Here is a 16332-nt window from a genome sequence, read left to right as displayed (position 1 = left end):
CAACCTCTTTGGGCTTCGCGTTTTGCTTGATAGTGCAGCGGTTTCACGTTATTGGATTAAGGGATTGAATGGTGAATCTCTTTTTAGAGCTTCTCGGTTAATGATTGTTGTCAGAAAACAGCTGATCGAGTTTTTCTTCATAACCGTGATAATTAAGATACTTATACAACTCACTGCGAGTTTGCATTGTCTCCAATAAAGCTTCTTGATTACCTTGCTCTAACAAATGCCGGTAGACCATCTCGGCTGCTTTATTCATGGCGCGAAACGCACTGAGTGGGTAGAGCACCATGTCCACATTCACCTTGGCCAGTTGCTCTGTGTTGTAAAGTGGCGTCTGACCAAACTCGGTAATATTGGCTAATATAGGCACACGCTTACCTGTCGCGGCATGTAGTGCAACAGAAAACTGATCATACTGTTTTAACTCGGTCATCGCTTCAGGGAAAATCATGTCAGCTCCTGCTTGTACATAAGCGATCGCTCGTTCAATTGCACTGTCCATCCCTTCGACTGCCAGAGCGTCAGTGCGTGCCATAATGACAAACTCTGGGTTATCACGCGCATCAACGGCAGTTTTGATTCGATCCACCATTTCTTGGACACTGACAATGGCTTTATTAGGGCGATGACCACAACGTTTTTGGGCGACTTGATCTTCGATATGTATCGCCGCAGCGCCAGCTTTTTCTATTAGCTTAATGGTGCGAGCAAGGTTAAAAGCTCCGCCAAAACCAGTATCAATGTCGACTAACAAAGGTAAGTCACACGCATTGGTAATGCGTTCAACATCGACTAACACATCATTGAGTGTAGTGATTCCAAGATCGGGTAAACCATATGAGGCATTAGCAACACCGCCACCTGATAGATAAATCGCTTGATGCCCTAATTTTTTTGCCATCATGGCGCAATATGGATTAATCGTACCAACAATTTGTAAAGGATGATGGGACTGAATAGCGAGCCTGAATTTGGCTCCCGGACTTAAGCTCATAAGATTCTCCTTAATTTTAGGCTTCATGGTGGATTTGTTGTTCAATCAAACGACGACTGTAGGCAACGTGTCTACGCATCAGCATCTCGGCCAACTCTTCATCACGATTACGAATCGCCTGAAGAATAAATTTGTGTTCTTCTAATGCTTCCACTGGGCGAGAATGTGCTCGGGGCGATTGGTAACGATACATCCTTAACAGGTGATAAAGCTCATCACATAACAGTGCAATAAGCTGACTATTACGACTGGCTTGAATAATCCGATAATGGAAATCAAAATCCCCTTGCTGATGAAAATAAGAAGCGCCATCGACCTGATCAATATGTTTAGAATGTGTCGACAATAACGTTTCTAAACCTGCTAATTCCATATCGGTAATATGTCGCGCTGCTAAACGAGCTGCCATGCCCTCCAATGCTTCACGTACTGCATAAAGATCAAGCAGCTTCTCACGAGAAAATTGAATCACCCGAGCGCCGACATGAGGGATCCGTTCAATAAGCCCTAACCCTTCTACCCGCATCAAAGCTTCACGTAATGGGCCTCTGCTAACTTGAAAATGCTTTGCTAACTCAGGCTCAGAGATTTTACTGCCCGGCACCATCTCGCCCGCCACAATCGCTTCAATTAGAAATTCAGTAAGGCTTTCTGATTTGGTGTACTCTTTATCACTCGTTAGGGATCGGTTTAATTCACGATTCATCGTTGCTTTTCTTCTTTCTGACCAACAAGAACACACATACACTCCATTAACAACCACAACACTAACACAACATAAACGATCAAATTGTCGACAATCAAGCCAATTGTCGACAATTTAGACTAAGGTCGTATGATTGACAGCTCTCCGCGCGAGGGAAAAATCGCTCGAAGACATCATAGAACAGGGTAAATGATAAAAATAATACTTAAGATATGTGATATTGCTCATGATAAGAAAAATCTGAACACACTCAAGATTGTTAACAAAATCGGTTATTTTCGAGTGACTCGCAAGTAAAAGAGAACGCCGTTCAGTATCAAAAAACAGAAACTTATTGGCATATGCTAATAATTAACGCACAATATTACTTATCGTATTTGATGAAGGAAATAAATCATGATTTATGCAATTCCCTGTCGAGATAATCAACTGAGTAACCATTTTTCTAAAGCACCTGCATTTATGCTGATAGACACTGAAAATCAGCAACGACAACTCGTCGAGATGCCCACGTTATTAGATGGTGGAGAAAAAAATTGCGGAAAAAAATCGGCACGGCTGAACCTATTACAACAGCATAATGTTCAAGCTGTGGTTGTTAAAAATATCGGCCAAGCCATGTTGTCCACGCTATTTAGTAAAGGCTTTAAAGTTTTTGCTTATCCGCCTCGCTGCCCAATTGAAGCGTTAGATTTTAGCCAACTGCAAGAAATTACTGACATAAACTATGCACGTCCATCTCCCAATAAAGCATCGCATAGTTGCTGCCATGAAAAATCTACCTGTACCTCTTCCGCTTCAAGCACTAAACTAAACCCAAGAACGTTGGATAAATTACAACGTATTTTTAATATTCATCGATAGATGAGAGTGGCGTTATGATCTATTTAATCACTGTGGGATTTTTTTTACTGATGATAATCCTGATGAGCCTTGGTGTTATGGCTCGTCGTAAACCGATCCAAGGAAGTTGTGGTGGGCTGTCTAATGTTGGTGTGGATAAGGTCTGTAACTGCGAAACCACCTGTGCAGAACACCAAACAACCTTATATCAGATTCAAGAACCACAAGAAAAATCGCAACAAAAATAAACCAAACTATCAGCTCAGCGTGAGAGAGATATCCCACGCTGAAACCGCACCTTAAGAACGTAATCGATTTAAGACCACGGTTTGATCTAACTCTTGATGCCATTGGGTATAATCAAGCCCTTTGTCAAAAATAAACTCGGTCACTAATTGCTTCACACATGCGATCAACTCATCCCCATGCCAAGGTTTATCAAAATAACGCTGAATACCCGCCGTATTAATGGCATTGATGGTATCGCTATGTGTTGCTTGCCCGGTTAGCAATACTTTCTTAGTGTTAAGAAAGCGAGGATCTTGATGGATTTCCTTAAGTAACTCGACACCCGTTTTACCGGGCATCACATGGTCAGAAATCACCATTGCGATATATTCGCCTTCGGCATCTAGCTCATCCATCAACGCCAGCACTTCATCAGCCGATTCACAATCTTCAATCTGTAGCCAATGGGCTAATGGCTGTAAGTCTTGCAATACTGCGCTCAACACTTCTCTCTGGTCATCAACACAAATGATATTAAGCTTCTCCATATCCATCCTCGACTGGTAATTTGATCCTAAAAATCGTTTTCTCATGGTTGCTTTTAACAGCAATGCTTCCCCCATAGCTGGCGGTAATCCGCTTAACGATAGCTAAGCCTAAACCAAGGCCAAAGGATAACCCCTGCTTCTTGGTGGTAAAACTCGGTTGGAAAATTTTTCGCCGAGTGACTTCACTAATCTCTGGGCCATTATTCGCAATCGTAATGAGAATCCGTTGTTTGTTGTAACGTGTATGAATATCAATTTCAGGGTTTGGTGTCTCAGCCATTGCATCACAGGCATTTTTAATAATATTGACCCACACTTGTACCCATTCTGTCTGTGAACCTTTTAAAATAGGTAGTGTTCCTGGGCGCATCCGCACCGACACCCGGCGCAAATCACTTTGTAGTAAGGCCAACGCTCGATTGAGAGTTTCATTAAGATCCAAGGCTTCATCGAGATGGATCTCATTGCGTCCTAGCTGTTTGACTGATTTGACAATACCAACCACGTGTTTAGATGCGAGGCGTAAATCATGCAAATCACGCCCCATCTGCCAGTAACGTATCGCTAAATGCGGATTATTAAGCCAATGAGTTGATAGCGTTTCTTCTGGTACCGCTCGAGCAAGTTCTCTTGCTATATGAGGCGCGAGTTGATAACGACGCGCAAATTGAGCACCTCTTTTTCGAGCCTCAGCCGAAGATACTTTTTGCCCATAAAGCAAGCCAAAATCAAAAAACTGGCTGGCTTCAGGGTGCACTTCTTGCAATAACTCAATGAACAAAGATTCTAAACGTTCTGTTTTACTGCTCACCACCCCAATAGCATTATTGAGTTCATGAGAAATCCCTGCCGCTAATTGGCCTAATGTGGACATCTGCTCAGCGATATGCAACCGTTCCAGCGCTTTCTCCTTCGCAACCGCCTCTTGCATTGCCCGCCGCTGACGACGAGAAAGCTCAGCAACAATAACGGGCATAAACTGAGAGCTTAATGAGCCAAACAACGCTTCATCAACCACCGGTGTTTGCCTATCGATCCAGCCTAATTCGACCTCTGTTTGAGCGATCACCGTTGAAGACGCAATCCAATGTCCAGAGAAGAAACTATGTACACCAATAAAAGCCCCTGCAGAGGCCGAAAATACGGTGATGGGTTTCCCCTCTTTCTCACAAAACTGTCCGAGTAACTCGCCAGCTTTTACATAATAAAGTCGATCATTATAGCCATTTTGCTGCAGGACAATCGAACCACTTGGCAATATGACCCGACGCTGCTCACTGTCAAAATAGCGCTCGACCAAAATCTGTACTTGTGGATTCATACACCCTACCCGTGGCAAACGCCATTAACCAATATGACCTACCACATGCAATAACCAAATCATCACAAAGCTCATCAAAACCCCAACGACACCTAAAATAGCACCAGTACGAGCCATTTGGTGGCTTTGCACATTACCGGTAGCATGCGCCAAAGCATTCGGTGGCGTACTGATCGGTAGCGACATCCCCAGCGAAGCGGCAAAAGTCACAACCAGGATCAACGTTACTTCTCCCCCTAACGGTGCCAATGACGTCATTGATGCCCCTAATGCTGCCATAATTGGCATCAATAAGTTCGCGGTTGCCGTGTGTGACATAAAATTAGCCATCAGTAAACATAAGAATGCGGCCCCAAAGAGAACGATATAAGGTGAATATTGATCAAAGGGAATGCTATGTACCATTAAATGGGCTAATCCGGTTTTATCCAGTGCCAGACCTAAAGCAATACCACCAGATACCAACCACAAGACATCCCATGAAATCTTTTTCAGATCTTCTTTATTAATGATTCCGGTCACGGAAAAAATTGCGACTGGAATTAAAGCGACCGTATAGGAGTTCATGCCATGAACTGACCCCATCAACCACAGCAGTATCGTCGCAGTAAAGGTAATATAAACAATGATAGCTCTTGGCGTTTTCAGGAACTTCCCTTTGATACTGAGTTCAATCGTTTTTTGCTCCGCTCGGTATAAAAAGCCAATTAGTAGCCAAGCTAACGCCATCAAAATAATGACAAACGGAACCCCAAAAACCATCCACTCACCAAACGTGATCAAGTTATCACCGACTAGATACTTCAACGCAATCGCATTTGGAGGGGTGCCAATCGGCGTTCCTATTCCACCAATATTCGCCGCAACAGGGATACATAAAGCAAATGCAACTCGACCGGGGTCTTTAGGGCCAAACACCGCAATGACCGGAGTGAGTATGGATAACATCATTGCTGTGGTCGCGGTATTGGACATAAACATTGAAAACACACCTGTGATCAACATCAGTCCTAACATAACAAATTTAGGATCCTGTCCAAATGGCTTAAGCAACACGCGCGCTAAATTGACATCCAAACGATATTTTGTTGCCGCCATAGCCAAGAAGAACCCTCCCAAGAACAGCATAATTATGGGGCTAGCAAAGGTAGCCATAATCTCATTATGTCGAAGTAAGCCGCCAAATTCTGGCTGTTCTTGCTGAAGTCTAAATAACCACAACCCCTTATCCGACAACATGAGAAGCTCTAACACAATGATAACGACCGATGTGGCGTAAATAGGAATCGGTTCAAACACCCATAACAGAGCCGCTAGTAAGAAAATCGCAATCACCCGTTGTTGAATGATGGTTAACCCCTCAAAGGGAAAAGCGGACAAAGGTAACCATAATATGAGTAGTGGAATGGCTATCGGGATTATAAATTTCAGATAAGGACGTATCATCTTCACTCTTCCTGAGAACGTTGCAAAGTACCAGTCGTGGTCGCTAGAATTCTTTTTTTATCGCCTGAAGATGTTTAGCATGCCATAAACTTGCACACCGGTTATCTCTTTCAAGCATAAGGTGATTATGCCAATGTGAAGAAAAAATACTTAGGTATAGATCAACGTATATCTATAACTTTCAATAACTAGTAACAAATTATCCCTTTAGATCTCAATTTTCTCGCATTTGTATACATTTTTTACGCTTAAATTTCGGGAAAAAATGAATTTATTGGCTACTCTTATATTTATCATCACTAATAATAAAATTCATGATAGCATGCGCGGTTTTCTAGGTAAGAATCAACACAAAGGATGCCCGATTGGTGTTTTACACCAAAATGGAAACGGTTCACGAAGGAGTTGTGTTTGGTATTAATCGAATCAACCCAAACTAAGGTAACTTATTCATGTTTCTAAAAAATCTATCCATCAGTAAAAAGCTAGCCAGTGGATTTGGCCTTATTGCACTGATTAACATTATTTTCGCTTGGTTCTTACATGTAGAACACAAAGAAATTCAAAATCAACTTGTTAATTTTACTGAAGATACCTTTCCTGCCTATGAATCCGTCGATGAAATAGAAGCAAACCTTTCTTATTGGCGTCGCACTCAATTTGCCTCGTTATTGACCGATGATAGCGCTGAAGTCACTCGACGCCTTAATCAAAGCCGCCAGCTACAACAAAAAATAGACATCGCCCTTAAAAAATATGGCGAAGATGTTTGGCCGGGTGAAGAAGAACGCCTTTTCAACCAGTTAATGACTCGATGGAACAACTATAGTCAAACCATGGTTAAGTTTAATCAGGCGTTAGCAGAAAAAAATTCATCGCAAGCACATCAATTACTCGATCAGTCTTTGGCTGAATTTCAAACCATAGAGTCACAGATCAAACAGTTATCTACCATACTGAAGCAGGCGATGGACGGAAATAAAGATTATATTATTTCCGCAGTAGCACGAATCAATACCAGCTCGAGTGTCATCAATGGGTTAATTATTGCTTTTATGGTGATAATTACTTACTTCCTCACGCGTATTATTTGCCAACCATTGAAACTCGTTGTCGATCAATCCAATGCCATTGCTAAGGGCGATCTATCAAAAGCATTAAACCGCTCAGCGATCGGTAATGATGAGCTGGGAGAGCTGGCTGATGCGTCAATCGCTATGCAAAATAATTTACGTCAATTGATCGAAGAAACCATTTCAGCAGTGACACAATTAGGCAGTTCAGTCGAAGAAATGACCCAAATTTCGTCATTATCGGCTCAAGGTATGCAAGAGCAACAAGATCAAATTACCCAAGTTGCCACCGCAATGAGTGAAATGAAAGCCGCTGTGGCTGATGTTGCCGACAATACGGAAAATACCGCTCAAGAAATTGATATGACCAATCGAAGTGTCCAAGACGGGGCCAAAGATAATAAGCAGATGGTCAGCGCAATAGCTCAGGTGGCTGAGGTGATCACTCAAACCGGCCAAACTGTCGCAGAATTAGAACAGCAATCGAATCAAATTAATATGATCGTCGATGTGATTCGCGGCATTGCGGATCAAACCAATTTACTTGCCCTAAATGCCGCCATCGAAGCCGCCCGAGCTGGGGAATCTGGTCGCGGATTTGCCGTCGTGGCAGACGAAGTGCGCACATTAGCGGCCCGCACGCAAGATTCAACCGGTGAAATCACCTCTATCATTGAAAAACTACAAGCAATGGCTAAAGAAGCAAAAGAAGGAACGGATCGATCGTGTAACAGTATTGAACACTGTGTCGAACAGGGTAACCATTCACAGCAATTGATGCACTCTATTGAACAATCTATCGCTCAAGTCGCCGATATGGGGGCTCAAATTGCCAGCGCTTGTAGTCAACAAGATTCCGTTGCTGATGAACTCACCCGTAATATTGAAAATATTCACTTAGCGTCACAAGAAGTCGCTGAAGGGGCGAATCAGACCGCTCAAGCTTGTAACGAACTCGCTCAACTTTCTATTTCATTACAAAATGCAATGACTCGCTTCAAGCTGCAATAGCCTATCCGCTTAAAATGCTGAAATCGCCTAAATAAAAACCATATTTAGGCGATTATATTTAAAAACAGATAAAAACAGCATTAAATTTGCGTGAGCATAAAAAAACAAGCTATCATTTACGACACCCCGAAGTCATCTATCACCATTAATCATCGCTAGGAGACTCTATGCGTTTTAAAGCCACATTGCTTTCACTTGCTATCGCTACTTCTTTTACTCCAGTTATCGGGCATTCAGCACCACTCGCGTTAGCCGAATCTTTACCTTCTAAAGCTGAAATTGCTCAATCCAATGCTTGGTTGGAAATTAACCTCAGTCAATTTAAAGCAAATATTGAGCAATTTAAGTCGCATATTAAGCCCAGCAGTAAAATTTGCGCCGTAATGAAAGCGGATGCATATGGCAACGGGATTCGCGGTTTAATACCTACCATTATCGAACAAGAGATCCCTTGTGTCGCAATCACCAGTAATGCCGAAGCTCGTGCTGTGCGTGAAAGTGGTTTTAGTGGGCAATTAATGCGCGTTCGCTCGGCGACTTTAGATGAAATCAAAGCCGTCGCAGACCTCAATGTTGAAGAGCTAATTGGAACAAAATCTCAAGCCGATGCCATCGCAACGTTAGGTCAACAATTATCTTCTCCAATCAAGGTTCACCTTGCTTTAAATGATGGAGGAATGGGGCGTAATGGGATCGACATGAGCAATGATATAGGCCGGAAAGAAGCTCGGGATATTGTCAATGCAAAAGGACTAACAATTGTTGGTATAATGACGCACTTTCCTAACTATCACGCTGATGAAATTAAACAAAAATTGACGCGCTTTAATCAACATGCGAATTGGTTAGTTGAACAAAGCCCATTAACTCGTGAGCAGGTTGCATTTCATGTGGCCAATTCATACACCGCACTCAATGTTCCTGAAGCACAACTCGATATGGTTCGTCCCGGTGGCGTACTCTATGGGGATTTACCGACCAATCCAGAATATCCATCAATTATCTCATTTAAAACACGCATCGCCTCTCTTCACCATGTCCCTGCCGGTACAACCGTCGGTTATGATAGTACTCATACCACTCAAAGTGAGCGGATATTAGCAAACCTTCCTGTCGGTTATTCCGACGGTTATCCTCGAAAAATGGGTAACCAATCGCAAGTATTAGTCAATGGGCAGTGGGCAAATGTTGTTGGCGTGACTTCAATGAATACAACGATGATTGATGTGTCAGAGATCAAAGGTGTTCTACCCGGGCAAGAAGTTGTTTTATTCGGCGCACAAGGGAAAAAACGGATCACAGCAGATCAAATGGAAAAGAATAGTGATGTGATTTTTCCTGAACTATACACACTTTGGGGCACGTCGAATCCAAGACTTTATGTCAAGTAAGTCGATACTTGCTATACCCTCCCTTCCTACTTGAAGCTGCAGGGGGGGTGACTATGTTCGTTCACCCCAATCACATGACCCCTGTCTATGCCATGGGGATGATGAGAGCCATCCGTGGCTCTCATCAAAGGTTAGCCAGTCCAGTCGGTTAAGGCAGGTAACCGTATCGTGCTTAATCGAACCTAGCTAAATAAACAACTTGTTTTTAGCTAGGTTTTTTATTTTTAACTTAAAAACAACCGGGTCATTACATTGCGATTTATTTAAATTCATGCAGAATAGATCATCGTCTTATTTTTTCCCTAATTGTAGAAGTGATTCGATAAAATAAGATAAAAATTAAGATCATCCATTCGAACCGTTGTCAATTAAAGGAATAATATCTCGATACGGTTATCCCTTGTTTATGACACAATAATTTCAAATCAAAGAGACTTATGACTCAAAAATATCCAATACTCATCGCGGTGGGTTATCTCCTTATCGCTATGATGGCTATTCAATCTGGCTCATCGCTCGCGAAACAACTTTTTCCAATTGTTGGTCCGGGAGGCACAGTTGCTCTTAGAATTAGCCTTGCTGCACTGATCCTGCTTATTGTTTTTCGTCCTTGGCGAGTTTCACTGAGCCTCTCACAATGGCGATCCATGATCATTTATGGTGCGAGCTTAGGAGGAATGCAGATTTTATTCTATTTTGCGATTGAGCGTATTCCTCTCGGCATTGGGGTGGCACTGGAATTTTCTGGCCCCTTACTGCTCGCGCTCTTTTCTTCAAAACGTAAACTGGATATCGTTTGGGTTGCATTTGCGATTTGTGGCATGTTACTACTTTTACCAGACATGACCAGTTCAGACGCATTAGATCCTATTGGTGTTTTACTCGCACTTAGTGCGGGCTGCTGTTGGGCTGGGTACATTTGGTTTGGTCAACGGGCGGGGCGAGTTGGATCAGGCGGTATGACCGTCGCCATTGGCATGACCGTCGCAGCGGTGATTATCTTCCCGATTGGGGTCATGACGGCAGAATCGAGTATTTTTACGTGGTCCATTTTACCCATGGCATTAACCATTGCCCTACTCTCTAGTGCACTCCCATACAGCCTAGAGATGCTAGCGTTAAAACGACTTTCTACCCAACATTTTAGTGTCATGATGAGTTTAGAGCCAGCCATTGCAGCTATGGCTGGGTTCCTTATTCTTCATGAACAGCTAGCTCTATCACAATGGTTAGCCATTAGCTTGATCATTAGCGCCTCTATGGGAAGTACATTAAGCGCTCAGCGGAAAAAGTACAGCACTTAAGGCGCAGACTTGCGCCTTAAATCATGCAATAAATACCCGTGATGAGTCTTGCCGTAATGAGAATTGACAATGCAGCCATTTTATTGGCCCGAGTTATTTACGCTCGCTGGCCAAGTTTTGCGGTACCATCGGTGTGAAACCAAAGTGCTTCCGTACGACGACGCCCCAGTAATATTGGCCCATCATCGTAAAAAAGAAAGTTTTTCCAATGCCGTTTAAACAATGACCACTTCGTTTCAATGACATTATATTTCTCATAACAAAAGTAGACGGTGACATCATCTTGCCAATTTATATACGTTAAAATTGCTTGTGGTAGTGAGTCTTCATCACTTTCCCATTCACTGATCCAATCGACTTGCTCTATCCAATGGCCCGGTTTACTTGGCCAATCTTGAGAGCTAAACCGATCAGCATCAGGGCTTTGCGCACTGATATTTTCTTGCCAAAACTGGGCCGAACGCGTGGCAGTCATTGGCTTGATCTGAGCTAAGTCTTCCGCAGGTATCGGCATTGACTGATGAGTAAAAATCCATTTTCTTGGGTATTGTTCCAAAGGCAAATACGACATGAAATGTCCTTAGACGTTGGTCCAATCAACATTGATCGGAGAGTAAATAAAGAGTTATTTTGCTAAATTGGATGTCCAATGCGTATTGACTAATGAAGTGAGTACATGATCTTGCCATTGTCCATCAATCAACAGGTAATCTTTCGCCACGCCTTCACGAACAAACCCGAGTCGCTCCAAAACAGCGGCACTACGAACATTATGTGGCATATAGGCCGCCATAATTCGGTGCATATGTTGTTCTTCAAACAAATATTGGCATGCCATCGCCAATGCTCGAGTCATGATGTAACGCCCCTGAACATCTTCAGCTAATGAGTACCCAACATGACAGGCATAAAAAGGGAAACGGGTTAAATTACTAAATGAAATGGTCCCCAGCATGGTTTGATTTTTGGCATCCATAATCAGTAAATAATAACCCAACGCAAGCTTATGTAACTCATCCAACTTCATCAGCTTTTTCTGCCATCCACTGACCTGAAAAAACGCATCGTCTCGTTTGGGCTCCCATGGTTTGAGGTACTCACGGTTGACGGTAAAATATTGCACGATCATCAATGCATCTTCTCGTCTTGCGGTTCTTACAACAATTTCACCATCCGTTTGATAAACAGAATAAAATGGCACATTCATCAACGTTTCCTTATCCCATAATCACGTAATTTATTAGCAATTGAGGTATGAGAGACATTTAGCCGTTTAGCTAATTTCCGGCTAGAAGGAAAAGATTGGTATAGCTTGTCCAGTATTTGTGCTTCATACTCTTTCATGATTTCATCAAGTGAACCGTCTAGGTTGACACTAGCTAGGCCAGTTGCATTCGCTTCCCATGGGGGGAGATGAAAATAGTCAACCCGTAAAAGGTTATCGGGCATTTCGGTCAAAGCACGTAACACCATATTATCCAATTGACGCATATTCCCCGGCCAAGGATAATGGATCAGTTGCTCTAAGAGATCTTCAGCCAATTTAGGTTTAGCCATTGCTAATTTTTGCGTATGTTTGGCAATAAACAGCTCTAATAATGGCTGGATGTCACTCGGCCGCTCACGCAACGGAGGAATCCGCACGCTCAGCACGTTTAAGCGATAAAATAGGTCTTCTCGGAATTGTCCCGATTCGGCAAGCGTCGCAAGATGGTGACGAGTCGACGCAATAACGCGAACATCAACATGCATTTCATGCTCTTCACCAACCCGACGAAACGTGCCATCTTGTAAAAAACGCAGTAGTTTAATCTGCAGATGTGGGCTCATTTCACCAATTTCATCAAGAAATACAGTTCCACCGTTGGCTTGTTCAAAAATACCTTTGTGCCCCTGTTGATGGTTGAATGAACCGGGGGCATGCCCAAAAAGTTCTGTTTCAGCAGCATCATCTGGCATAGAAGCACAACTCAACACTAAGAAAGGCAAATTAGAACGATGTGAACGGTGATGACAAGCCCGGGCTAGCATCTCTTTCCCAGTTCCTGTTTCCCCTTCGATGAGAAGCGGCTGATCCAACATGGCTAATTTTTTCGCATGATTTATCAGTGATTTATGACGATTCGACACCCCTACAAAGTGTTCAAAACCTAAGTTATTATGCTCAGAAATGCTCATATCTTGTTGCAATGAAGCGAGCTGAGCACGTAAGATCATCATGCCGCTAGCCAATGTCGATTGCGCGGATTCATCACGAATATAAACTGGCATTAACTCCATCCGGTAGTCTAGACCGTCAATGACTAGCTCTTCTCGTATGCGAGCTTTGCTACCTTCGACCCAGCGCGAAAAGTTGAAGGCAGGCAGTAATTGGGTGATTGGTCGGCCAATCATTTCATGACGTTTTTTATTAAATAGAGTTAAAGCGCTTTGATTCGCCATATCAATAGCGCCTTTTAAATCGATAGCTAATACCGCATCAGGGAGGTTATTAAGCAATGATATCAATTCCGTATTATGTCTCTCCATCGGCATAAACTGGATTTTACGGACATCTTTTACCCCTGCAATACGGCGAATTTCGGCCATAAGCTCACTAAAAGTATCAAAATCAATATCGGGGCAGTTCAGGTAAATAATGCCAACCACATCGATTTCGATCCCTCGAAGATCGATGTTTTTAGAGGCGAGAATATCAAGCAGCTCTCGGGTTAACCCAAGTCTGTCTTCACAAATGACTTCAAGGCGCACTGAATTGTATCCTAGTCAGAAAGTGTCACGAAAAGTTGACACTAGTGTCTATCAAGGCATAAAAAGGGTCAAGTAATTCTCAGTAAAATTATTAGAGAAGCCGATCTGAAAAATCGACGATACCCAAATAACTTGGCGTTGCTGGTAGGCGGCAAGTGAGTGACAAATTTATCTGGAACAAATTTGAACAGCCGTAGGCTGGCCTTTGATGAGAGCCACAGATGGCTCTCATCATCTCCATGAGCATAGTTAGGCTATGTGAACGAACGTAGCCCCCCTGTAGCTTCAAGTAGCAAGGGGATACTGGCTATTTAGTTACTAACTTCGTTATCTTTGCCATAATTTGTTGGCGAATTTCACGCAATTTTACCGCCCGCTCTGGTTGCCAAGGCAAAGGACGAAGCAAAGCCATGGCTTTTAACCCTAATCGAGCCGTCAATAACCCAACCCCAATCCCTTGTCCAATTCGCGCCGATATTTTTTTAGTTAAATCCATGGATAACATATCCATGCTGCTATCAATTGCCATTTCACTGGCTCCGGCTAACGCCATATTAATCAATACGGTTTTAAATAGCTGTAAGCGCGACCAGTAACCAAGCTCAATGCCATACACACTCGCGAGTTGCTCTATCATGGTCAAGTTACGCCAAGCAACAAACAACATATCAATTAACGCCAATGGACTGACGGCAACAAATACAGCCGCCTCGCTTGCATGGCGTGAAACAATCTGAGTAGCTTTTTTATCTTGCTCACTGATCACCATTGCATCGTAAAGCTGAATAATATCCGCATCACTATGGCTGCTATTGACGCTAGTTTGCCAGCGCTGATAAGCCACACTCTGCTGATTGATCTGTGCATGCTGAGCTAACATTTCACAAAATGGGCCCCCTTGACCAACAGCATCTTGCAAAATAAGATTTTCAGCCTGTTCTTGCACAGAAAAATGCTGACGAAGTTTACGTAGTTTCCAAAGTTCTTTCGCAATACTAGTTATGCCGAATCCTGCTAAGCCAGTTAAAAAACCACTCCATGCTAAATTAAGCCAGTTAGCGGCTTGAAACGATGACCAGATAGAATCGATGGCTTGCCAGCCAATTAAGCCCGAAAATAAAATAAACAAGCTAACGATCACCCTTTTTCTTCTGTGAGAAGGGCGAATGAGCTGTTCAAGTTTAACTTCTACCTCCCCTTCTTCTTCAGCCATCACTTCAGGTATAAACCGCTCTTGCTCGGCAAAAGCAATTTTACGGGTTAGTGTTTCTGTCATTTCATCCTGTTTAAGGGACTGTTGAAAGACCTGCTTACTTTTTAAATCACTCATTTCAGCTTGTCTCCTAACAAAATTTCTAATGCTTTATCCATCCGGATATGCTGGCAAGGTTGATCGGCATCTGTCGACATGGGACGAAAATCAACAAAATCAAACTGATGTTGATGCCAATAATTCGGTTGAGGTAATTTTTTAGGCACTTCACCGGGGAAAAGTGTGATACTTTCTCCCGCCAAATTGGTACCTTGAATCGCCGCTGATTTTATCTGATTTGTTTCAATATAGCCGGAACAAGTCGCTCTAATTGAAGCCAGACTGATACAGCTCATAGTGATATTTTCATACGCAGCATACTGCCATGCCGGATGAATCATTTGTTGCAATAGTGAAACCATGTTGGGATGTTGATCTGGCGTAACATGATCTGCCTTAGTAGCCGCAAACAGAATTTTATCAATTTTAGGCGCAAATAAACGATGAAGAAGTCCGTTTCGACCATAACGAAAGCTGTGCATTATTTGCTCGATCGCTCCACGCATATCCATAAAAGATTCATACCCAGCATTCAACGGTGATAAGCAATCTACCAACACAATTTGTCGGTCAAAAGTAGAGAAATGATGCTTATAAAATGCCTTAACAACTTTATTTTTATACTCTTGGTAGCGGATATTAAGCAATTCTAACATGGAATTTTTAACCGGTATCTCTTCCTCTTCAGTGATCTGACAGGGAAAAAATTGCAAAACAGGAGCTCCAGCTAACTCTCCCGGTAAGACAAAACGCCCCGGCTGAACCCAATGTAACCCTTGCAGCTTACATTGATGGAGGTAATCGGTATATAACGAAGCAATATGCGCTAGCGTTTTTTCATCCGCTTCCTGATTCAGATCCAATGCCTCAAGTTCACGCAACCATGGTTTGGCTAATTCAGCTCGAATGCCGTGCAGCGCATTCATTTGCAGCTTAGACCATGTTATAAAATCCATATCTAATAGCGGCAAGTCCAGTAACCATTCCCCCGGATAATCCACAATATCAAGATAGAGGGTACTAGTACCGCTTAATAATCGCTTGCTGCGTTTTTCTGAACGATATTTAATCGCTAAGCGTATTTCACTGACATCACGCGTCGGAACCGGCCACCTCGCAGGGGATTGCTGAAGTTGTTCCATCGCCTCATCATAACTAAAACGAGGAACCATTAAGTTACTTTGTGGTACACGCTTAGCACCAATAATACGTTTGTCTCTCACCGCTGAAAATAGAGGCAGTTGCTCATGGGTAGAAATGTGCAGTAATTGGTTAACTAACGAACTAATAAATGCCGTTTTACCCGCTCGAGACAGCCCCGTTACGGCCAAGCGCACATGGGAATCCAATCCTCGATGGATCAGATCACTGACTTCTTGAGCAATGTGCTTCATGAATAAC

General features: G+C 42.9%; 15 protein-coding genes. 5 read left to right on the top strand and 10 right to left on the bottom strand.

The window, feature by feature from the left end; all coding sequences use genetic code 11:
• Positions 1-97: 97 nt before the first annotated feature.
• A complete protein-coding gene (gene prpB, locus CAG57_RS00590) occupies positions 98-997 on the bottom strand; it encodes a methylisocitrate lyase (RefSeq protein ID WP_161428033.1) in 900 nt (299 codons plus the stop codon).
• A gap of 16 nt (positions 998-1013) precedes the next feature.
• Positions 1014-1703 (bottom strand): GntR family transcriptional regulator, encoded by a 690-nt coding sequence (locus CAG57_RS00585; protein WP_161428034.1) that lies wholly within the window; start codon positions 1701-1703, stop codon positions 1014-1016.
• A gap of 396 nt (positions 1704-2099) precedes the next feature.
• On the opposite strand from CAG57_RS00585, the gene CAG57_RS00580 reads away from it, so the two are divergent.
• Together CAG57_RS00580 and nqrM are read left to right on the top strand one after the other, a co-directional pair.
• Positions 2100-2567: a NifB/NifX family molybdenum-iron cluster-binding protein gene (locus CAG57_RS00580; protein ID WP_099611201.1), complete on the top strand. Its 468-nt coding sequence runs from the start codon at positions 2100-2102 to the stop codon at positions 2565-2567.
• 14 nt (positions 2568-2581) lie between these two features.
• A complete protein-coding gene (nqrM, locus tag CAG57_RS00575) occupies positions 2582-2794 on the top strand; it encodes a (Na+)-NQR maturation NqrM (protein ID WP_099611200.1) in 213 nt (70 codons plus the stop codon).
• A gap of 51 nt (positions 2795-2845) precedes the next feature.
• Here nqrM and CAG57_RS00570 read toward each other — a convergent pair whose 3' ends face one another.
• The 3 genes from CAG57_RS00570 to CAG57_RS00560 are packed head-to-tail and all read right to left on the bottom strand — an operon-like array spanning position 2846 to position 6089.
• Positions 2846-3322 (bottom strand): response regulator, encoded by a 477-nt coding sequence (locus tag CAG57_RS00570; protein ID WP_161428035.1) that lies wholly within the window; start codon positions 3320-3322, stop codon positions 2846-2848.
• Positions 3309-4643, bottom strand: a complete 1335-nt coding sequence (locus CAG57_RS00565; protein WP_161428036.1) for an ATP-binding protein — start codon at positions 4641-4643, stop codon at positions 3309-3311. The genes CAG57_RS00570 and CAG57_RS00565 overlap by 14 nt, the downstream gene beginning before the upstream one ends.
• A gap of 24 nt (positions 4644-4667) precedes the next feature.
• Positions 4668-6089 (bottom strand): SLC13 family permease, encoded by a 1422-nt coding sequence (locus tag CAG57_RS00560; RefSeq protein WP_099611199.1) that lies wholly within the window; start codon positions 6087-6089, stop codon positions 4668-4670.
• Between the two features lie 452 nt (positions 6090-6541).
• Here CAG57_RS00560 and CAG57_RS00555 point away from each other — a divergent pair, with 452 nt between their 5' ends.
• The 3 genes from CAG57_RS00555 (at position 6542) to CAG57_RS00545 (ending at position 10868) form a co-directional block, all read left to right on the top strand.
• Entirely contained in the window at positions 6542-8173 is a 1632-nt protein-coding gene (locus CAG57_RS00555) for a methyl-accepting chemotaxis protein (protein ID WP_161427170.1), read from the top strand.
• Between the two features lie 167 nt (positions 8174-8340).
• Positions 8341-9564 carry an alanine racemase gene (gene alr / locus CAG57_RS00550; protein ID WP_161427171.1) on the top strand — a complete coding sequence of 408 codons (1224 nt, stop codon included), beginning with the start codon at positions 8341-8343 and terminating at the stop codon, positions 9562-9564.
• 437 nt (positions 9565-10001) lie between these two features.
• Positions 10002-10868 carry an EamA family transporter gene (locus CAG57_RS00545; RefSeq protein WP_161427814.1) on the top strand — a complete coding sequence of 289 codons (867 nt, stop codon included), beginning with the start codon at positions 10002-10004 and terminating at the stop codon, positions 10866-10868.
• A 97-nt stretch (positions 10869-10965) separates the two neighbouring features.
• On the opposite strand, the gene CAG57_RS00540 is transcribed toward CAG57_RS00545, so the two are convergent.
• The 5 genes from CAG57_RS00540 to CAG57_RS00520 form a co-directional block, all read right to left on the bottom strand.
• A complete protein-coding gene (locus tag CAG57_RS00540; RefSeq protein WP_161427813.1) occupies positions 10966-11439 on the bottom strand; it encodes a DUF2947 domain-containing protein in 474 nt (157 codons plus the stop codon).
• Positions 11440-11493: 54 nt separating this feature from the next.
• The gene (gene rimJ / locus CAG57_RS00535; RefSeq protein ID WP_099611195.1) at positions 11494-12075 is read right to left on the bottom strand and encodes a ribosomal protein S5-alanine N-acetyltransferase; all 582 of its coding nucleotides are present in this window, start codon (positions 12073-12075) and stop codon (positions 11494-11496) included.
• A complete protein-coding gene (gene tyrR, locus CAG57_RS00530) occupies positions 12075-13619 on the bottom strand; it encodes a transcriptional regulator TyrR (RefSeq protein WP_161427812.1) in 1545 nt (514 codons plus the stop codon). The genes rimJ and tyrR overlap by 1 nt, the downstream gene beginning before the upstream one ends.
• A gap of 307 nt (positions 13620-13926) precedes the next feature.
• Complete coding sequence (locus CAG57_RS00525; protein ID WP_161427811.1) at positions 13927-14949, bottom strand: YcjF family protein; 1023 nt, start codon at positions 14947-14949, stop codon at positions 13927-13929.
• Positions 14946-16325 carry a YcjX family protein gene (locus CAG57_RS00520; protein ID WP_161427810.1) on the bottom strand — a complete coding sequence of 460 codons (1380 nt, stop codon included), beginning with the start codon at positions 16323-16325 and terminating at the stop codon, positions 14946-14948. The genes CAG57_RS00525 and CAG57_RS00520 overlap by 4 nt, the downstream gene beginning before the upstream one ends.
• Between the last annotated feature and the right edge of the window lie 7 nt (positions 16326-16332).

This window comes from Vibrio sp. V30_P3S12P165, assembly GCF_009904905.1.
GTDB classification, from domain to species: Bacteria; Pseudomonadota; Gammaproteobacteria; order Enterobacterales; family Vibrionaceae; genus Vibrio; species Vibrio fujianensis.
This window is presented reverse-complemented; position numbering and strand designations above follow the sequence as displayed.